Source organism: Pseudaeromonas paramecii (genome assembly GCF_039540575.1).
Taxonomy (GTDB): Bacteria; Pseudomonadota; Gammaproteobacteria; order Enterobacterales; family Aeromonadaceae; genus Pseudaeromonas; species Pseudaeromonas paramecii.
The window spans coordinates 363915-383255 of sequence record NZ_BAABFC010000009.1 but is presented as its reverse complement, the minus strand read 5'-3'; the positions used below and the strand labels follow the sequence as shown (position 1 = coordinate 383255).

Genomic DNA, 19341 nt, shown 5'->3' with positions numbered 1-19341 from the left:
CAGATCGCACAAACGACGCCGAGTTCCCTTCTTCCCCGGACAAGTGATCTACATTTCGGAACGGTTATTTAGGGCGGAGACAAAATATGTAAGCCATTTTTATTAGCTTAAATGACAAAAAATTCTGTTCTTCAACCTGACTATTAATGTTTTAAGTGGTGATCTAATTCACAGTGTAAAAATATTTATCATATTTTAAGCCTAACGATTTCGTCATTTAAAAATACATGCCAAATATATCAAAGAGGTGGTCTGTAGGTTTCATCTGAGTCAAGACTTTTTTAACCTTATTGTCATATTTTGCAGCTGTCACATATGGCAGATTGTTGTTGCTAAATTGTTGATGCAAAGTGCGCCCTGTTTTATGGCTATGTAATTAATGGTGTTTGCCTGTTCATGGTTGCGTTCTTATCTGCATCTAAACGACGGTAGAGATCCCCACCTTAATTAATCAGTCTTTTTGTCTAATGCTGGGGTTTTCAGATTAACCCCTGTCCGTTTTTACGGATTAAATAAACCAGTCCTATCCATTCATCTATTTGATTGGGTTGGGTGAGTTTTCTTTAAAATAAAACTAACTAGGTAAACAAGCATGGGTAAAACATCAACAGATGGCGCCACTGTCGCGCCAAGAGAGCGCGTCAATATCAAGTATGTTCCGTCCACCGGTGGGCAGCAGGGTGAGGTCGAGCTGCCGTTGACCATGATGGTGGTGGGCAATCTCAAGGGCCGTACCGAAGAGACCCCACTGGACGAGCGTCAGACCATTTCTATCGACAAAAACAACTTCTCATCCGTCATGAAGGAAGCCGGCTTGCAGCTGAACTTTCAGGTGGCCAATCGACTGGAGGACGACGATCAGGACATCCTGCCGGTTAACCTGAACATAGGTTCCATGGCTGATTTCTCTCCAGACAGCATTGCCCGTCAGGTGCCTGAATTGAACAAGCTGCTGGAGCTGCGGGAGGCGCTGGTGGCCCTGAAGGGGCCCCTTGGCAACATCCCGGCGTTCCGCAATCGCCTGCAGGCCTTGCTGGCCAGTGAGGAGGCTCGCGAGCAGCTGCTCAATGAGCTGAACTTGGTGAAATCTGCCGAGTGATCGGCCTGACGAGAAGAGAGTGTGACAGATGTCTTTGGTTGAAGAACAAGTTCTAGAGTCAGTAAGCCGTACGGCCCCCGTATCCTTGCTGGATGAGATCATGGCCCAGGCGCGTATCTCGCCGGTGGATGAGGCCTATCAGGTCGCCAAGCAGGGGATTGCCACCCTGGTGGCCAACATACTGGATAATGGCAACGCCAGCGAGCCGGTGAACAAGGCGCTGGTGGACAACATGATTGTCGAGCTGGACAAGAAGCTGAGCAAGCAGATGGACGCCATCTTGCACGCATCAGAGTTGCAGGCGCTGGAGTCCACCTGGCGTTCCCTCAAGCTGCTGGTGGATCGCACCGATTTTCGCGAGAACATCCAGATCCAGATCTTGCACGCCACCAAGGAAGAGCTGCTGGAGGATTTCGAGTTTTCTCCGGAAATCAGCCAGTCAGGCTTCTATCGCCATGTCTATTCCAGCGGCTATGGTCAGTTTGGCGGTCAGCCGGTGGGCGCCATCATAGGGGATTATGCCCTTAGCCAGAGCGCGCAGGATATCAAGCTGATGCAGTATGTCAGCGCTGTGGGGGCCATGGCCCATGCGCCCTTCATCTCGTCGGTGGCTCCGACCTTCTTTGGGGTGGACAGTTTCACCCAGCTGCCGGCCATCAAGGATCTCAAGTCTGTCTTCGAAGGTCCGGCCTACACCAAATGGCGCTCCTTGCGTGAATCTGAAGATGCTCGTTATCTGGGACTGACGGCGCCCCGCTTCCTGGCGCGTCTGCCCTACGATCCGGTGGAAAACCCCATCAAGGGCTTCAACTACCAGGAAGAAACCCAGCAGAGCCATGAAAACTATCTGTGGGGTAATACCGCCTATCTGATGGGCACGGCGCTCACCGACAGTTTTGCCCAGTATCGCTGGTGCCCGAACATCATAGGGCCGCAAAGCGGCGGGGCCATCAAGGATCTGCCGGTGCATGTGTTTGAGGCCATGGGGCAGTTGCAGGCCAAGATCCCCACCGAAGTGCTCATCACCGACCGTCGTGAATACGAACTGGCCGATGAAGGTTTCATCACCCTGACCATGCGCAAGGACAGTGACAACGCCGCCTTCTTCTCCGCCAATTCGGTGCAAAAGCCGAAGATCTTCCCCAATACCAAGGAAGGACGGGAGGCCGAAACCAACTACAAGCTGGGCACCCAGCTGCCCTACATGTTCATCATCAACCGGCTGGCACACTACATCAAGGTGTTGCAACGGGAACAGATCGGCGCCTGGAAGGAGCGCCAGGATCTGGAGCGCGAGCTCAATGGCTGGATCAAACAGTTTGTCGCGGATCAGGAAAATCCTCCGGCCGATGTACGAAGTCGGCGTCCGTTGCGGGCGGCGCAGATCCGGGTTCTGGATGTGGAGGGTGAGCCGGGCTGGTATCAGGTCAGCATGGCGGTTCGTCCGCACTTCAAGTACATGGGTGCGAGCTTCGAGCTCTCTCTGGTCGGTCGCTTGGATAAGGAATAAGGGAGATGTCGTCTCTCCTAGCCTGGCGCAGGGGGAGTTCGGCCAGCCTGTTCGACCGGATCCGGGGGCAAGAGGATGCCGCCTCCGAGCTGGAGTGCCTGATTGAGTCGGTAAAACGGCAGCTTTTGCAGGTGCTCAATACCCGACCTGGCAGCTGTTGCAGTGCCCCCGAGCTGGGCGTCATGGATTTTAACGACGCCACCGAGGGCACTGCCGACATCCAGGGCCGGATCCGCGAGGCGATTCGCCACTGTATCCGTCGGTACGAACCCCGCATCGTGCGGGTTGATGTCTGCTCACCGCCCTCTGCGGATTCCCCGCTGGAGATGGCTTTTCAGGTGACGGCTCACGTACGGTTGGAAACCCTCGAGCAGGTGACCTCCTTCAATATCCACATGGACAGCTATCGTCACTATCGAATGGTGTGAGCTATGCCGTTGGAACAATACTTCCGGGATGAGCTGGCCTACCTGCGCCTGCAAGGGCGTGAGTTTGCCCAGGCTCATCCCGAACTGACCCGCTTCCTGTCTGAGCAGACGGCCGATCCCGATGTGGAACGGTTGCTGGAGGGCTTTGCCTTCTTGAGCGGTAGCCTGCGAGCCAAGATCGAGGATCAGTTTCCAGAGCTGACCCACGGTCTGCTGGCTCTCCTGTGGCCCAATTACCTGCGGCCTGTGCCCAGCATGACCATAATGCAGTTTTCCGTGATCCCAGGAGCCATCGCTCGGCCGGCGTTGGTGGCGAGAGGCTGCTTGCTGGATAGCCTGCCGATGGAGGGCGTCAGCTGTCATTTCCAGACCTGTCATGATGCCTGGGTCTATCCGGCGGATCTGGTGGCCGTCGAGGCGCAAAGTGGCAGTGATCTCTCCCGGATCAGCCTGGAGGTGGCGCTGCATGCCCCCTTGCCGCTGGAACAGCTGCAACTGGATAAGCTGCGATTCTATCTGGGGGGCGACAGTTACACCGCCTACGAACTCTACTACTGGCTCTCCAGCAAGCTTGAGTATGTGGAGCTGGAGTGTGGGCAGCAGCGCTTCAGGCTACCCCCCCAGGCGCTGCAGCCCGTGGGCTTTGAGCGCGGGGATGCGCTTCTGCCTTATCCGAGCAACGTCTATTCCGGCTATCGCATCTTGCAGGAGTATTTTTGTTTCCCGGAAAACTTCCTGTTTTTCAATCTGGCGCCAGGTGCTTTACCCCTGACCGACAGACCGATTGAGGCATTTCGCCTGCATTTTTGTTTTCGGCAACCCTTGCCGGCGGAGCTGAAGATCCGGCCTGACTCCTTTTTGCTCAACTGCGTGCCGGCCATCAATCTGTTCCCCCATGATGCCGAGCCCATCAACCTGGATGGACGGCGGACCGATTACGCCTTGAAGGCCAGCTACCGTAAGGCCGACAGCTATGAAATCTTCTCGGTGGACAAGGTGGAAGGCTGGCTGGAGGGGCATCCCGGGCGGACCCGCGGTCAGTATCGGCTGTATCAACCCTTTGAGAGTTTTCAGCACCAGATAGAGCGCAGCCAGGGGCGGGAGGCACTCTATTACCGGGTGCGGGTCAAGGCCGCCGTTGCCGATGCCGGTCTGGCCCATAGCCTCTCATTTGTGCGGGGGGATGAGACGCAAGTGGCTCACCTTGATGAGTCCATCAGCATCGCCCTGACCTGCACCAACCGGGACAAGGCGGCGGCCCTGTCCAAGGGGGCCATCTGTGTGCCCACGGGCAGCTCACCCAGCTTTGTCACCTTCAAGAACCTGACCCGACCGACCCGGCCCCTGCGGCCGGCGCTGGATGGTAGCCTGCACTGGACCCTGATCTCCAACCTCTCCCTCAACTATGTCTCCTTGCTGCAACGGGACGCCCTGGTGCAGATCCTGCGCACCTATGACTTCCCGGCACTGCATGACAAGCAGGCGGAGCAGGCGTCCCGCAAGCGTCTGGCAGGGATTGAGCAGATAGAGACCCGGCCGGTGGATCGCCTGGTGCGCGGCATGCCGGTCAGGGGGCTCAAGTCCAGCCTGTCTATCCGGCAGGCGGCGTTTGGCTGCGAGGGGGAGCTGTATCTGTTCAGTACTGTGCTGGCGCACTTCTTCTCCCTGTATGCCAGCGTCAACGCCTTCCACCTGCTGGAAGTCACCAATCTGGATAACAAGGAGCAGTACCGATGGCCGGTGCAGATCGGGCAGCACTCCCTGATGTGATCGCCCACAGAGGCACCGCCGGCTTCGAGTTTTATCAACTGGTGGAGCTGATCAGCCGACTGGAGGGGGTGGATCAGGAGCGGGCGCTGGATTTTCTCCCCACGGCGGAGCGGATCCGCTATCGCGCCAGTGCCTCCTTAGGCTTCCCGGCACGGGAGGTGCAGACACTACAACCGGATGCGCAGGGCCGGCATCAGCTGGAGGTGGCCTTTCTGGGGCTGCACGGCAGTCAGTCTCCCATGCCGGGCTACTACCTGGACGAGCTGGCCTGGGAATACGCCCAGCGCGAGCAGACCCTGGGCCACTTTCTGGATTTTTTTCATCACCGGCTGCTGACCCTGCTGCATCGGGCCTGGCGCAAGTACCGCTATCACGTGCGGTTTCAGCATCAGGGTGAAGACGGCTTCTCCCAGCTGATGTTTGCCCTGGTGGGGCTGGCCAATCCGGTGGTGCGTCAGAGCCTGCCGGTCAATCGGGCCAAGATGCTCTCCTATGCCGGCTTGCTGGCCAGTCCGAGCCGTTCCCCCGAGGTGGTGTCCGGCCTGGTGGCCCACTGTTTCGACCTGCCCTGGGTGCAGGTGGATGCCTGGCAGACCCGACGGGTGCCGGTGCAGCCGGATCAGCAGAATCGGTTGGGCCGGACCAACGTCAGCCTGGGGCAGTCGCTGGTGCTGGGGGACAAGGTCGGCGACTGCGCCGGTAAGTTTTTGTTGCGCTTGGGTCAACTGAGCTTTGCCCAGTTTCGGCGGTTCTTGCCCGATGGTGAGCACTTTCGTCCCCTGGTGCAGTTTGTGGCCTTCATGCTGCGGGATCAGATGGCGTGGGATCTGCGCCTGGAGCTGGCCCGTGATGAGGCCAGACCCATGCAGTTGGGCCAGATACAGAGCAGTTGTCTGGGTTGGAGCAGCTTCCTGGGGCAGCCCCCGGCGGAGCCTTTTGTGACCATATGTGTGCAGGAGTAAGGGTGAACAACGTCAAGGAACAACTTTCATTGGTGGTGCTCAACAGTGAACAGCTGGATGGCCATTACCAGGTGCAGCATGGGTTTACCGAACAGGGCGGCACCCTGGGTGCTGCCGAGCAGGATGACTGGCAGCTGCGGGATCGACTGGGGGCCGTCTTGCCGGCCCATGCCCGGATCGAATGGCTGGACGGCCACTTCTGTCTGCTGGATCTCAGCGGTCAGACCTTCATCAATGGCGCCACCGCGCCCATAGGTCGAGGCCGGCGGGTGCAGTTGGCGCAGGGGGATGAGTTGGGCATAGGTCCCTACCGGTTGCGTACCTATTTGGGGGAACGACAGGCCGAGCGCCGGCTGGAGCAGGTGCTGGGGCACGAGGATGAGGGGGATCTGGTGCAGTGGCTCAGCCGCGCCCCCGACGAGGCCGAATCCGAGTCGGTTCCCGACCGGCGTGACCCGCTCTGGGCCTTGCAACAGGAGCAGGGCTGCCTGCAGACCATGCCCATCTCGGCGTCAGCCGTGCTCGACCGCCAACCCACCAGCCTGTGTCAGGAGGACACCATGGAACAAGAATTTATCGACATTCCCGCCATCCGGCCCACTGCCACCGCCGGCCTGGCGGAATCGGAGCATCTGGCCCTGGCGCCCTTGATGCGGGGCCTGGGGCAGCCGCTGCCCTTGGCCGACAGCCAGCAGGCCCACGACATGCTCGAGGAGATGGGGCGCACCCTCAAGGCCATGGTGGAGGGACTGCTGACCCTGCAGGCCGAGCAGGCGGCCCTGGCCGACAAACACCTGCGGCCCATTGAGGACAATCCTCTGCGCCTGGGGCTGGATTACGGCAATACCCTGGGCCTGCTGTTTGCCGATGGCAAGAGCCCGGTACACCTGTCCGCGCCGGCGGCGGTGGGCGAGGTGCTGCGCAACGTACGCATCCATCATCAGGCCAATCAGCAGGCCATCGCCTCGGCGTTGCAGAGCATATTGCAGGCGTTTTCTCCCTCGGCGCTGGAGCAACGCTTCATGCATTACCGCCGTTCAGGAGAGGGGGCGCCGACCGACGATGGCTGGGCCTGGCAGATGTATCGCCACTACTACCAGGAGCTGACCTCGCTGCGGCAGCAGGGGTTCGACAAGCTCTTTCATCAGGTATACGCCCAGGCCTATGACAAGGCGGTGCGCGAGCGGCAGGGAGCCTGTTGATGCGTGTGCCTCCATGGTTCTGGCTGCTGCCGGTGTGGCTGAGTGGTTGCACCACCCTGGGCAAGATGACCGATGTGCTGCTGAATCCGGATATCCAGGTGGGTAGTAGCCAGGCTCAGCCCTCGACGGTGGGCTTCAGCCTGTTGGCGGAGCCGGATGTCAATCCCAATGAGCAGGGAGAGGCCTCCCCCATCGAGTTTCAGCTGGTGTGGCTGGCCGAGGATTCACGGCTGCTGGCCAGCGACTTTGATCAGGTGACGGCAGACCTGTCCAAGGCGCTGGGCAAGAACTACCTGGATCATCAGGACTACACCCTGCTGCCCGGCCAGTTCAAATACCTGCCGCCTGTGCCGCTAGATGAGAAAACCCGCTACATCGGCGTGGTGGCCCGCTATGCCGATCCTGAGCAGGCCCAGTGGCGCAAGGTCGTCAAGGTGCGCAGCCTTGGGCGCGCCTATCAGCTGTTGCTGGATCTGCGACAGGACGAAGTGAAACTCCTCAAAGAAGAAGAATGACATGTTAAGTAAAAACCGGGTCATCTGGCGTGATGGTCTCTTCATCAAGCCGCAACATTTCCAACAGCAGCAACGCCATGCCGATTACCTGCTGCAGGCGCGATTCAATGCCCTGGGGGATTACGTCTTCGGCTTGCGTAAGCTGGCCATCAATCAGGAGTACCTGAACTTTGGCCGGATCGCCCTGGTGGCCGCCGCCGGCATCATGCCCGACGGTACCGTGTTCGATATCCCTGGCGAGGATCTCTTGCCGCCGCCCCTGGAGATCCCCGATGCCTCGGCGGCCAACCAGATCGTCTACCTGGCCTTGCCGCTGGCCGTCAATGGTGTCAGCGAACTGAGCGAACCCGAGCAGCAGATTGCCACCCGCTTGCTGAGCCATCGGCAGGAGATCCGGGATCTGCACAGCCAACCGGGGGATGTGACCGCCATGGAGCTGGGGCGGGTGAGCCTGCGGCTGTTGCTGGAGCGGGACGACCGCAGCGCCTATTGCTGCCTGGCCGTCGCCCGCATCCTGGACAAGCGCCCCGATGGCGGCGTGCTGCTGGATCCGGGCTTCATACCTTGTTGTGTGAGTGTGGCGGCCATCCCGGCCTTGCAGCGGTTCCTGGGGGAATTGGCGGGACTGGTGGCCGAACGGGCCCGCAGTCTGGCCGCCCGGCTGGCCGCTCCAACCCAACAGGGGGTGGCGGATGTGGCCGAGTTCATGATGCTGCAATTGCTCAATCGGGCTCAGCCACAGCTGTCGCATCTGGCCAGTCTGGGCACCCTGCATCCCGAGCGGTTATACGAGACCCTGCTGCAGCTGTGCGGCGAGTTGATGACCTTCACCGATGAGTCGCGTCTGCCCCCTGTGTTGCCGCCCTATGTCCATGGGGACCTGCAACAGAGCTTCGAGCCCCTGATGCAGGCCCTGCGGCAAGCCCTGAGCACGGTCCTGTCGCCACGGGCCGTGTCCATCCAGCTGCGCAAGCATGGCTTTGGCATCATGGTGGCCGTGGTGGGGGACACCCAGCTGCTCAGCAGTGCCGAGTTCGTGCTGGCGGTCAAGGCGCGTATGCCCCAGGAGCAGCTGCGCAAGCAGCTGTTGCAACAGACCAAGATTGCCTCCAGCGAACGGATCCGGGAACTCATCAGCCTGCAGCTGCCCGGCATCCCCCTGCTGCCCTTGCCGGTGGCGCCCCGTCAGCTGCCCTACCACGCCGGTTACAGCTACTTCCAGCTGGATCGGCAAAGCCCGGCCTGGGCCATGCTGGCCAAGGGCAACAACTTCGCCTTCCACATCGCCGGTGAGTTCCCCGAGCTGGATATGCAGCTCTGGGCTATCCGCAGTCAGTAAGGAGTGATCGATGAACATGGATATCCTGCAGCGTCAGCCACTGTCGGATCTGCTGTATGAGCATGCCGAGCAGCTGGATCTGGACTCGGATCATTGGTTCAGCCTGCGGGGACACAGCCTAAACCCCATGGTGGATGCCGTGACGCCCTTGCTGGGCATGGTGTTGCGGGTCAGACAGTTGTCCCACCACGACCAGGTGGACGTCCTGTACCAGCAGGTGGTCTGCGAGATCCAGGCGATCGAGCAGGAGTTGCTGGCCCAGGGCTATGAGAACGGTGTGGTGCTCTCGTTTCGCTACATCCTCTGCTCCTTTATCGATGAAGCCGTGATGACCCGGGAGTGGGGCAGTCAGAGTGCCTGGTCAGAGCATTCCCTGCTGGCTCGCTTCCACAACGAGACCTGGGGGGGCGAGAAGGTCTTCGTCCTGCTGGCTAAGCTGCAGGCGGATCCGCAGCGCTATCGGGACATATTGGAATTTATCTTCTTGTGCCTGTGCCTGGGTTTCGAGGGCCGTTACCGGGTCATGAGCCATGGCCGTGAGGCCTTCGATCGCCTGGTGCGGGATCTGCACCAGACCCTCTACGGCGATCAGCCCTCGCCGGTGGCGGCCTTTCATCTGGACTTGGGGGCACAGCCGGCGCGCTATCGCCTTCCGCCGCAATGGTCCCTGGGGCGGTTACTGCTGGGGACTGGGGTGTTGCTGGCGCTGATCTTCGCGCTTTATCACCATCAACTGAATAACCAGACCCAGGCCTTGCTGCAACAACTGGGCGACTTGCTGAAGTAATCCGAGGAGAGCACCTGTGATTCGATTAGAACTGCCGGCCCTGGTGGAGCGGCTGAACCCCCTGTGTCGCCACATGCTGGAAGAGGCCGCCGCCCTGTGCGTCAACCAGCAGCAAGCGGAGATCCGGGTGGAGCATCTGCTGCTGAAGATGCTGGACACGCCCCTGTCGGATGCCCGGCTGATCCTGACGCGGGCCGAGGTGGATCTGGAGGCCCTGCGCCCCTTGCTGCTGCCCCTGCCGGCCGAGCCGGCCAGTCGGGAGGGCTACCCGGCGTTTTCCCCACTGCTGGTGGAGTGGTTGCAGGACAGCTGGCTGCTGGCCTCCGCCGAGCTGGGCCAGGCGCAATTGCGCAGCGGTGTACTCTTGCTGGTGCTGCTGATGACAGCCAATCGCTACCTGGCCGCGCCCGCGGTGTGCCTGCTGAGCCAGATCAACCGGGATCTGCTGCGTCAGCAGTTTGATGAGTGGGTCTTAGGCTCGGCGGAGCAGCCCGACGAGGCGGCCCGTCCTGCCGGCCAAGCCAAGATGCCGGAGGCGGGGCTGTTGGCCCGTTTCAGCCAGAATGTCACCGAGCAGGCGCGCCAGGGACGTCTGGATCCCGTGCTGTGCCGGGATCACGAGATCGACCTGATGATCGACATCCTCTGCCGGCGGCGTAAGAACAATCCCATCGTGGTGGGGGAGGCCGGGGTCGGCAAGAGTGCCCTCATCGAAGGCCTGGCGCTGCGGATCCTGGCCGGGGAGGTACCGGACAAGCTCAGGGAGGTGGAGTTGCTGAGCCTGGATCTGGGGGCCATGCAGGCCGGGGCGGCGGTAAAGGGCGAGTTCGAGAAACGCTTCAAGGGGGTGATGCAGGAGGTCAAGGAGGCCATCCGGCCGGTGATCCTGTTTATCGACGAGGCCCACACCCTGATCGGCGCCGGCAACCAGGCAGGCGGCCTGGATGTCTCCAACCTGATCAAGCCGGCGCTGGCGCGGGGGGAGCTGCGCACCATAGCGGCCACCACCTGGAGCGAATACAAGAAATACGTCGAGAAGGATGCGGCCCTCTCCCGGCGATTCCAACTGGTGCAGCTCAAGGAGCCCAGCACAGAGGAGGCGACCGTGATACTGCGTGGTTTGCGCCACCTGTATGAGCGCGAACACGGCGTGCTGATCGAGGACGAGGCCCTGGTGGCGGCGGCCAGCCTGTCGGCCCGTTACCTGTGCGGCCGGCAGCTGCCGGACAAGGCCATCGATGTGCTGGATACCGCCAGCGCCCGGGTAGCCATCAATATGACCTCGCCGCCGCGGGCCCTGAGCCGCCTGCACAATCAGCTGCACCAGCTGGCGCTGGAAACCACGCAGCTGCAGCGGCAGGGCCGTATCGGCCTGCTGGCCACGCCGGAGCGCCTGCTGCAACTGGAGGCGGAGGTCGCCCAGATCGAGGCCCAGCGGATCAAGGTGGAGGCGGACTGGCGGCAGCAGCAACAGCTGGTGCAACAAATCGTGGCCTTGCGTGGCGCCTTGCTGGCGGAGGCGCCGGATATCGAGCTGGCACAGCTGGATCCGCCCTTGAGCGAGCCGCAGGCGAGCGAGCGTCTGACAGGCCTTGAGTCTGAGCTGGCCGAGCTGCAGCAACAGGCGGCCCTGGTATCCCCCCATGTGGGGCGGGCTCAGGTGGCCGAGGTGATCGCCGAATGGACCGGGGTGCCGCTCAATCGCCTCTCCCTGGCCGAGCTGGAGGTGGTCACCGACTTGCCCGCACATCTGACGCGCCACATCAAGGGGCAACCCCTGGCCATCGCCCAGCTGCACAAGCATCTGCTGACGGCGCGGGCGGATATGCGGCGCCCGGGCCGGCCGTTGGGCGCCTTCTTGCTGGTGGGCCCCAGCGGGGTGGGCAAGACAGAAACCGTGCTGCAGATCGCCGAGCTGCTGTTTGGCGGTCGTCAGTACCTGACCACCATCAACATGTCCGAATACCAGGAGAAACATACCGTCTCCCGCCTCATCGGCTCGCCGCCTGGCTATGTCGGCTTCGGCGAGGGGGGCGTCCTCACCGAGGCCATTCGTCAGAAGCCCTATTCGGTGGTGTTGCTGGACGAGGTGGAGAAGGCCCACCCGGATGTGCTCAACCTCTTCTACCAGGCCTTTGACAAGGGCGAGCTGGCCGATGGGGAAGGCCGGCTGATCGACTGCAAGAACCTGGTGTTCTTCCTCACCTCCAACCTGGGCTTCCAGACCATAGTGGAGCATGCCGACCAGCCGGAGCAACTGCTCTCGGCACTCTACCCCGAGTTGGCGGCCTTCTTCCGTCCCGCCTTGCTGGCCCGCATGGAGGTGGTGCCCTATCTGCCGCTGGCGCACAGCAGCCTGCTGGCCATAGTCCGCGACAAGTTGTCCCGGCTGGAAGGTCTGCTGGCGCAACGCTTTGCCGCCGCCGTCTGCATCGACGAGGCGGTGCCCGAGGAGATCTTGCGGCGGGCCAATCGCAGTGAAAACGGCGCCCGCATGCTGGAGTCCATCATAGACGGTGCCCTGCTGCCGCCCCTGTCGTTACAGCTGTTGCAGCGGATGGCGGCCGGCCAAACGGTGGGCCGGGTCAGCCTGCGGGTGCAGGACGGCCAGTTTGTTTCGACGGTGGAGGATTAGGATGCAGGCTTGCCTTGAGTTTGCCCTGGCCATGAGTCAGGCCCAGGACCAAGGGGCCCTGGGGGAGTGGCTGTTGTCGACGGTGCGAGCACACTGGCAACCACAGGGGGCCTTGCTGGCCCTGCTGGATGTCAGCGGTCGTGAGCTGGCATGCCAAGGCTGGCTGCAACAGGCCTCCTTGTCATTGACGCTGGCGGCGGATGATTTCAGCCACCCGCTGGCCTTTGTGCTGAACCGGGGGCAGAACCGGACCTGGGACTCCTTGCATGGCGGCGCCCGCATCGAACATGAGGGGTTTCGCCAATTGCTGGCCGAGGCGCCGCGCCACTGCGGCTTGCATGCCATGCCATTGCTGGATGGGGCGCAGCGCCCCCTGGGCGTGCTGGCGTTATTGGATGACGGCACCCGGCTGCAGGCTCTGAATGCGTCGCACATGCTGGCCACCCTCAGCTGTCTGTATGTTCGCCAGCTTGCCCTGCTGCGGGAGCTGGGCCGCAGCGAGCGGGACCGCCATGCCCTGCAGGACTCCCTGCGGCAGATGACGGCCGAGGAGGCGCGGCAGCGACAGCAGCGTGCCGCCCGGGTCGGCCAGCTGCTGGGGCACTCCCAGGCCAGCCAGCGGTTACGCGAGCAGGTGACGCAGGCCGCCGGGCACCGCCTGAGTGTCTTGATCCAGGGGGAGACCGGCAGTGGCAAGGAGGTGGTGGCCCGTCTGCTGCACCAGTGCTCGGCGCACGCCTCGCAGCCCTTTGTGGCCATCAACTGTGCCGCCATCCCGGAGAATCTCATCGAAAGCGAGCTGTTTGGCTATCAGAAGGGGGCCTTTTCCGGCGCCCAGCATAGCAAGCAGGGGCTGGTGGCCCAGGCCAATGGCGGCACCCTGTTTCTGGATGAGGTGGGGGACATGCCCCCGGCAATGCAGGCCAAATTACTGCGGGTGCTGGAGAGCCACCACTTTCGCCCCTTGGGCGCCGAGCGGGAGCAACACTCGGATTTTCGCCTGGTGGCGGCGACCCACCAACCCCTGGAGGCCCATGTGCGGGAGGGGCGTTTTCGCCAGGATCTTTACCACAGACTGTGCCAATGCCTGATCTGGCTGGCCCCGCTGCGGGAGCGGCCGGAGGACATAGCGCCGCTGAGCGACCATTTCATCGCGGAATTCGCGCATCGGGAGGGGCGGCAGTTGGGGGCGCTGGAGCCGGCGTTTTTGCGTCGACTGCAGGGTTACGGCTTCCCCGGCAATGTGCGGGAGCTGAAAAATCTGCTGGAGGTGGCCTGTGCCCAGACGCCGCTGGGGCAACCCATTGGACTGGCGGCCCTGCCCGGTGAACTGATGTCACGGCTTGGTCAGTCAGTGGCTCGCCCGCAGGATGAATATCACCACATCCGGGATCTGCGCCTGGCGATGCAGGAGTTTGAGGCGTCGGTGATTGCCGCCCGGATGCGCCTGTTTGGTGGCAATCGGCTGCAGGTGGCCCAGAGCCTCAACCTGCCCAAGCGCACCCTGGATCACAAGTGCCAGAAGCTGGAGGTGCGCTGATGCGGATATGGTTGCTGATCAGCGGACTGCTGTTGGTGTTGCCCGCCCAGGCACAGGAGTGGCCCCAGCGCTGGCAGGCGTGCCGTGACGAGGCGGCCCCCCTGGTGCGGCTGGCTTGCTATGACGCCCTGGGACAGACGGAACAGATGGCATCGGCCGCAGTCGGGACTCAGATCCGCGCTGCCAGCTGGCAGGCCATCTGGCAGCAGGAGCAGGGGCGTCAAGATGCATCGCCCCTGTTCTTGTTGGCGCGGGATGAGGCGCAGGACGAGGTCAGACTCACTCGTCCGGCCCTCCGCGGAGCCACCCTGGCCATCGGCTGTGCCCATAACATCACCTATCTGCGGGTGCGACTGGATGCGCCCTGGGTGGGCGATGAGGTCAGCATGCAGCTGGATGGGCGGCCGCTGTCCGGGAGCTGGTTTGTCCGGGATCGGGGCTGGCTGCTGGAGTTTGGCCGCGGTCTGCCGGCTATCGCGACGCTGCAGGCGTGGCGGCAGCATGGCCAACTGACCCTGGTGGGCAGCCAGGGAGCTCGTTTGCTGTTTGATCTCAGCGGGTTGACTCAGGCGCTACAGCCGGTGCGGGAGCAGTGTCGATGGTAACGGCAGTCGAAGACCGGCATCCCTGGTGCGCCCGGCTGTTGGCACCGCTGTCGGCGTCGGCGGTCAGCGAGCCCATAGCGCCGGATCACCCGCTGTGGGAGGCCGTGGAGACCCAGACGGTCAAACTGGGCTCCCTGGCCCATGGTCAGGTGGATCTGGCGGCCCTGGCGGAGCAGTGCCTGAGCCTGTTGGAGGGGCACAGCAAGGACATGCGCATCCTGGTGCAGCTGCTGCGCTGCCTGCAGCAGCCGGCCCGTGCCGACACCCTGGCCCTGGCCCTGGTGCTGCTGGAGACCTGGCTGGATGCCTACTGGTCACAGGCCTGGCCGGCGCCGGCGGCCCACAAGTTGCGCCTGCTCCAGCCCATCGTCAAACGCTTCGAAGCCACCGCCCCAAGACTGGCCGAGCAGGCCAGTCTGGCGGAGCTGGGTCACTTGCGCCAGCTCAGCGAGTCCTTGGCCTTGCGTGGGCAGACCTGGTGGTCGGCGCAACCGGATCTGCTGGACGGCTGGTTGAGCCTGCTGCGGCGCAGTGAGCTGGCGCGGGCCGAACGCCATCCCGCGCCACCGGTCGAGGTCGCTGCGTCGGCCCCCCCAACGGCGGCCGCGGCCAGCGAGTCCCCTCAGGCTCAGCCGCCGTTGCCGGTGGTGGATACCTCCAGCGAGCGGGGCTGGCGGCAGACCCAGCTCAAGGTGGCGGCCCTCTTGATCGAACAGCAACCGGAGCTGCCCATCGGCTATCGCCTGCGGCGGCATGCCCTGTGGAGCAGCATCACGACGGCCCCGGCTACCAATGCCGCCGGGCGCACCCAACTGGCGGCGGTGGCCGCGGATCGGGTGGAGGAATACCAGGCGGCTCTGCCCCAGGCGGATCTGAGCTTATGGCAGCGCATCGAGCAGAGCCTCTGTCTGGCGCCCTTCTGGTTTGAAGGGCACTGGTTGTCGGCCCAGGTGGCCGAGCAGTTGGGACAGGGGGCGGTGGCCAGTGCCATCGCCGAGGAGCTGGCGGCCCTGCTGGGGCGCCTGCCGGCCCTGAGCAGCCTGCATTTCAGCGATGGCACGCCGTTTTTGCCTCCGCACTGCCAACGCTGGTTGTCCCAGGGCGAGCCGCATATGACCGCCGAGTCGGACGGCTTGGAGACGGCACTGCAGGCCTGCTGTGACGAGCGGGGGCTGGCAGCGGCCCTGGCCTGGCTGGATGAGCAGCTGGCGGTGTTACAGGAGCCGCGCAGTCGCTTCCTGGCCCAGCTGGCGCAGGCCGATCTGCTGGACAGTGTCGGCCTGGCCCTGCTGGCCGCGCAGCAATTTCGACAGTTATGGCAGGAAACCCAGCGACTGGGCCTGGCACAGTGGGAGCCCGGGCTGGTCAACCGCCTGGCGCATAAGGTCAACACAGGAATCACTTCAGAGAGTCGGAGTTAAACGTCAGTATGTTCAAACGCATTGTTTCTGCGCTATGGCAAGGTCGCACCCGGTGGCAGCCATCCTGGACGGGTCTGTGGATCCTGCTGTGGACCCTGTTGCTGCTGTTGGCCTGGTGGTTGGGACCCTTGCTCTCCCTGGGTGAGGCCAAACCGCTGCAGTCGATCTGGGCCCGGGTGGTGTTCACCCTGTTCTGGCTGTGGCTGATCCTGGGGGTGCTCTCCTGGCGTGAGTGGCGCAGCCGTCAACGGCGTCAGGCCCAGCTGCACGAACAGGCCATGCTGGAGCAGGATCCGGTCAAGCCCGCCCTCCAGCGTCAGGGTGCTTTCCTGGATCGCTGGTTGCAGTTGCTGCAGGCACAGCTGGGGGGGAAGGGCCCTTACAGTCTGCCCTGGTACCTGATGCTGGGTCTGCCGGGCAGTGGCAAGAGCAGTTTGCTGCAGCGCAGCAATCAGCCCAATCGGCTTAACCCCAAACTGGAGCCGACGCTGCGGGATCTGGCGGCCCAGCAATCCGTGGACTGCTGGTTGGGGGACAATGCCGTGGTGCTGGATCCCGACGGCCAGCTGTTGCTGCCGGAATCGGAACTGCCGCCGGCGGAGCGTAAGCACGAGCGGCTGTGGTGGCAGTTGCTGGGCTGGCTGACCCAGCAGCGCCGGCGCCAGCCGCTCAATGGGCTGATCCTGACGGTGGATCTGGCCTGGCTGGCGCAGGCCAGCGTGTCCGAGCGCAAGGCGTTTGCCCAACTGATCCGCAGCCGGTTGCAGGAGCTGGGCACCAGCATGAGTGCCCGCCTGCCCCTGTATGTGACCCTGACCAAGCTGGATCTGTTGCGGGGCTTCGAGGTGGCCTGCCGCCAGCTGGACAAGGCACAGCGGGAGGCGATCCTGGGGGTGACCTTCACCGCCGATGCCATGGAGGCGGCCCGCTGGCAGCCCCAGCTGGAGGCGTTCTGGGACAAGTGGTTGACCCACCTGAATCAGCGTCTGCCCCATCAACTGCTGGACAGGCTGGACAGGCTGGACAGGCTGGACAGGCTGGATGCGGTGGATCGCGCCGCCCTGTTTGCCTTCACCCGCCAGCTGGCCGGGCTCAGAGAGCAGGTCAATGAGCTGCTGGCCGAGTCCTTGGCCGTGGAAGAGGCCTGCCCCATGCAGATCCGCGGTCTCTACCTGACCTCTGTCTACCAGCAGGGGGTGCCGCTGGATGCCTTTGGCCAGGCGACGGTGGCGCGCTACCAGCTGGCGGAGGCCGTATTGCCCGCCCGGCGGGGCGAATCCCTGACCTACTTTGTGCATGCCCTGTTTGCCAAACACATCTTTCACGAAGGGCACCTGGCGGGGGAGAACCGACGCCATCGTCATCAGCGCCAGCGTCGGCTGGCCCTGGGGGCTGGGTTGAGCCTGCTGCTGGGCGTCGGCCTGGTGGCCGGCTGGCAGCACTATTACCGGGTGAACGAGCAGGCCGGGATCAATGTGCTCAACAAGACCCAGGCCTTCTCCGATACCGCTGAGCTGGCGGGTCAACAGGGCTTTGGCTACCGCCAGCTGCCCCGGCTCAACCTGATCCGCGAGGCGACTCTGGCCTTTGGCAACTACCGGGATCGCGTGCCCTTGTTGGCGGATCTGGGGCTCTATCAGGGCAGCAAGATAGGACCCTTCGTGGAGGAGACCTACCTGCAGCTGCTGCGGCAACGCTTCTTGCCGGCGGTGATGGGCGGCCTGCTGACCGATCTGCAGCAGGCACCGGCGGGCAGCGAGCAGAAGATGGCGGTGCTGCGGGTGATGCGCATGCTGGACGATGCCTCGGGACGCAGTAAGCCGCTGGTGGAGCAGTTCATGGCCCAGCGCTGGCAACAGGCCTTCCCCGGACAGGGTCTGATCCAGGAGCAGCTGCTGACCCATCTGGCCTATGCCCTGGATCACACCGATTGGCACGGGGATCGGCTGGCCCGTGATCCTCAGGCCATCGCTGATTTTGTCCCGTTCCGCGAGCCCATCAAGGCGGCGCAGCATGAGCTGGGCAAGTTGCCCATGTTCCAGCGGGTCTATCAGGGGCTGGTGATTCGGGCCGATGAGACCTTGCCGCCGGCTCTGCTGATCCGAGACGAGGTCGGCCCCCTGTTCGACACCGTCTTTACCTTGCGCAGCGAGCCGGCCGGTCAGATTGCGCGCCTGATGACCTATACCGGACTCAGTGACTTTTACCGTAAGCAGGACCAATCGCTCATCGCCCTGACGGCCCAGGATGCCTGGGTGCTGGGGCAGCGAAGTCAGAGCCATCTGAGCGAGGCGGATCGGCAGGAGATGGGGCGGCAGCTTAACGATCGTTACGTGAGCAACTACGTCAATCGTTGGCAGACGCTGCTCAGCAACCTGGATGTGCAGCCGCTGCACAGCCCGGAGCAGGCGCTGGACGTACTGGCCGCCATCACGGGGGATGAGCAACCCTTTGCCCGGGTGTTGAGTACCCTGGCTGACAACACCCGCGAGCGGGATCCTGAGGCGTCGCCACTGGCGGACGGGCTGGCGGCCCGCATCAATCGCCCCTTCCTGGCCACCAATGGCCTGCTGATCGGGCAAGGCAGCCAGGTGCCGCAATTGCAGGAGGTGAACAAGAAGCTCACCGAGCTGTACCACTATCTGGAGCTGATCGTCAACGCCAACGACCCTGGCCAGTCCGCCATGAAGGCCATTCAACTGCGGCTGAACAACAAGTTCGCCGATCCCCTGTTTACCCTGCAGCAGTACGCCCAGGGCTTGCCGACCCCCATGGATCGTTGGGTGGGCCAACTGGCCCAGCAAAGCAGCCAGTTGGTGGTGGATCTGGCCATGGCCTCCCTCAATCAGTCCTGGCAGGAGCAGGTGGTGGCGCCGTTCCAGCAGCAGTTGGCCGGTCGTTACCCCTTTGCCCCGACCGCGGCCAAGGATGTGCCGCTGTCGCAGATGGAGCGCTTCTTCGCACCGGGGGGCATCCTGGACAGCTTCTATCAGAGCAATCTCAAGCCCATGATCGAGGCCGGATTGCTGGGGGATGACTTGGGCTCGCCGCTGCAAAGCGATCTGCTCAAGCAGTTGGCCCGTGGACAGCAGATCCGGGAGACCCTGTTCAACCCGCAGGGGGGGCTGGAGGTGCAGTTCGCGGTGGAGCCGGTGGATCTGTCGGCCAACAAGCGACGCAGCGTGCTCAACCTGGATGGTCAGCTGCTGGAATATGCCCATGGCCGTCGCAGCAAGATCCCCCTGATCTGGCCCAACAGCATGCGCGACGGTGCCGAGAGCAAGATCACCCTGGTGCCCAACGAACGGGAGCGCTCGCCCCGTAGTCAGGGCTATGTGGGCCCCTGGGCCATGTTCCGTCTGATGGACAAGGCCGAGCTGACCCGGGTGGATGAAGGCACCTTCGATGTGCGCTTCCCGGTGGATAACGGCGCCATGACCTATCGGGTCTACGCCGATGCGCGGCACAACCCCTTCGCCGGTGGGCTGTTCAGCCAGTTCCATCTGCCGGACACCCTGTATTGAGCCA

The 19341-nt window shown here is 63.0% G+C and carries 14 protein-coding genes; all 14 read left to right on the top strand.

What is annotated here, in order from left to right; translation table 11 throughout:
- Positions 1-592 precede the first annotated feature (592 nt).
- Genes tssB through tssM form a run of 14 tightly spaced genes read left to right on the top strand, consistent with a single transcriptional unit; the run spans position 593 to position 19337 of the window.
- Positions 593-1099, top strand: coding sequence for a type VI secretion system contractile sheath small subunit (gene tssB, locus ABD847_RS07225; protein WP_345011445.1), 507 nt, complete (start codon positions 593-595; stop codon positions 1097-1099).
- Positions 1100-1127: 28 nt separating this feature from the next.
- The gene (gene tssC, locus ABD847_RS07220; RefSeq protein ID WP_345011444.1) at positions 1128-2609 is read left to right on the top strand and encodes a type VI secretion system contractile sheath large subunit; all 1482 of its coding nucleotides are present in this window, start codon (positions 1128-1130) and stop codon (positions 2607-2609) included.
- A gap of 5 nt (positions 2610-2614) precedes the next feature.
- Entirely contained in the window at positions 2615-3037 is a 423-nt protein-coding gene (gene tssE, locus ABD847_RS07215) for a type VI secretion system baseplate subunit TssE (RefSeq protein ID WP_345011443.1), read from the top strand.
- 3 nt (positions 3038-3040) lie between these two features.
- Entirely contained in the window at positions 3041-4807 is a 1767-nt protein-coding gene (tssF, locus tag ABD847_RS07210; RefSeq protein WP_345011442.1) for a type VI secretion system baseplate subunit TssF, read from the top strand.
- A complete protein-coding gene (gene tssG / locus ABD847_RS07205; protein ID WP_345011440.1) occupies positions 4771-5769 on the top strand; it encodes a type VI secretion system baseplate subunit TssG in 999 nt (332 codons plus the stop codon). Before tssF ends, tssG begins: the two co-directional genes overlap by 37 nt.
- A gap of 2 nt (positions 5770-5771) precedes the next feature.
- On the top strand, positions 5772-6971 hold the full coding sequence (tagH, locus tag ABD847_RS07200; protein WP_345011438.1) for a type VI secretion system-associated FHA domain protein TagH: 1200 nt from the start codon (positions 5772-5774) through the stop codon (positions 6969-6971).
- Entirely contained in the window at positions 6971-7486 is a 516-nt protein-coding gene (tssJ, locus tag ABD847_RS07195; RefSeq protein WP_345011436.1) for a type VI secretion system lipoprotein TssJ, read from the top strand. The genes tagH and tssJ overlap by 1 nt, the downstream gene beginning before the upstream one ends.
- A gap of 1 nt (position 7487) precedes the next feature.
- Positions 7488-8825: a type VI secretion system baseplate subunit TssK gene (gene tssK / locus ABD847_RS07190; protein ID WP_345011434.1), complete on the top strand. Its 1338-nt coding sequence runs from the start codon at positions 7488-7490 to the stop codon at positions 8823-8825.
- A 10-nt stretch (positions 8826-8835) separates the two neighbouring features.
- Positions 8836-9612 (top strand): type IVB secretion system protein IcmH/DotU, encoded by a 777-nt coding sequence (gene icmH / locus ABD847_RS07185; protein ID WP_345011432.1) that lies wholly within the window; start codon positions 8836-8838, stop codon positions 9610-9612.
- A 16-nt stretch (positions 9613-9628) separates the two neighbouring features.
- On the top strand, positions 9629-12247 hold the full coding sequence (gene tssH, locus ABD847_RS07180) for a type VI secretion system ATPase TssH (protein ID WP_345011431.1): 2619 nt from the start codon (positions 9629-9631) through the stop codon (positions 12245-12247).
- A gap of 1 nt (position 12248) precedes the next feature.
- Positions 12249-13787: a sigma-54 interaction domain-containing protein gene (locus tag ABD847_RS07175; protein WP_345011429.1), complete on the top strand. Its 1539-nt coding sequence runs from the start codon at positions 12249-12251 to the stop codon at positions 13785-13787.
- Positions 13787-14392 carry a type VI secretion system-associated protein VasI gene (gene vasI, locus ABD847_RS07170; protein ID WP_345011428.1) on the top strand — a complete coding sequence of 202 codons (606 nt, stop codon included), beginning with the start codon at positions 13787-13789 and terminating at the stop codon, positions 14390-14392. The genes ABD847_RS07175 and vasI overlap by 1 nt, the downstream gene beginning before the upstream one ends.
- Positions 14386-15813 carry a type VI secretion system protein TssA gene (gene tssA, locus ABD847_RS07165; RefSeq protein ID WP_345011427.1) on the top strand — a complete coding sequence of 476 codons (1428 nt, stop codon included), beginning with the start codon at positions 14386-14388 and terminating at the stop codon, positions 15811-15813. Before vasI ends, tssA begins: the two co-directional genes overlap by 7 nt.
- Positions 15814-15821: 8 nt before the next feature.
- Positions 15822-19337 carry a type VI secretion system membrane subunit TssM gene (gene tssM, locus ABD847_RS07160; RefSeq protein WP_345011425.1) on the top strand — a complete coding sequence of 1172 codons (3516 nt, stop codon included), beginning with the start codon at positions 15822-15824 and terminating at the stop codon, positions 19335-19337.
- Positions 19338-19341: the final 4 nt, after the last annotated feature.

Coding starts and splice junctions, on each gene's coding strand:
- icmH (WP_345011432.1), top strand. CDS start 8,836: ATGAACATGGATATCCTGCAGCGTCAGCCACTGTCGGATCTGCTGTAT.
- tssK (WP_345011434.1), top strand. CDS start 7,488: ATGTTAAGTAAAAACCGGGTCATCTGGCGTGATGGTCTCTTCATCAAG.
- tssM (WP_345011425.1), top strand. CDS start 15,822: ATGTTCAAACGCATTGTTTCTGCGCTATGGCAAGGTCGCACCCGGTGG.
- tssF (WP_345011442.1), top strand. CDS start 3,041: ATGCCGTTGGAACAATACTTCCGGGATGAGCTGGCCTACCTGCGCCTG.
- tssE (WP_345011443.1), top strand. CDS start 2,615: ATGTCGTCTCTCCTAGCCTGGCGCAGGGGGAGTTCGGCCAGCCTGTTC.
- tssG (WP_345011440.1), top strand. CDS start 4,771: ATGGCCGGTGCAGATCGGGCAGCACTCCCTGATGTGATCGCCCACAGA.
- tssB (WP_345011445.1), top strand. CDS start 593: ATGGGTAAAACATCAACAGATGGCGCCACTGTCGCGCCAAGAGAGCGC.
- tssC (WP_345011444.1), top strand. CDS start 1,128: ATGTCTTTGGTTGAAGAACAAGTTCTAGAGTCAGTAAGCCGTACGGCC.
- ABD847_RS07175 (WP_345011429.1), top strand. CDS start 12,249: ATGCAGGCTTGCCTTGAGTTTGCCCTGGCCATGAGTCAGGCCCAGGAC.
- tssJ (WP_345011436.1), top strand. CDS start 6,971: ATGCGTGTGCCTCCATGGTTCTGGCTGCTGCCGGTGTGGCTGAGTGGT.
- vasI (WP_345011428.1), top strand. CDS start 13,787: ATGCGGATATGGTTGCTGATCAGCGGACTGCTGTTGGTGTTGCCCGCC.
- tssA (WP_345011427.1), top strand. CDS start 14,386: ATGGTAACGGCAGTCGAAGACCGGCATCCCTGGTGCGCCCGGCTGTTG.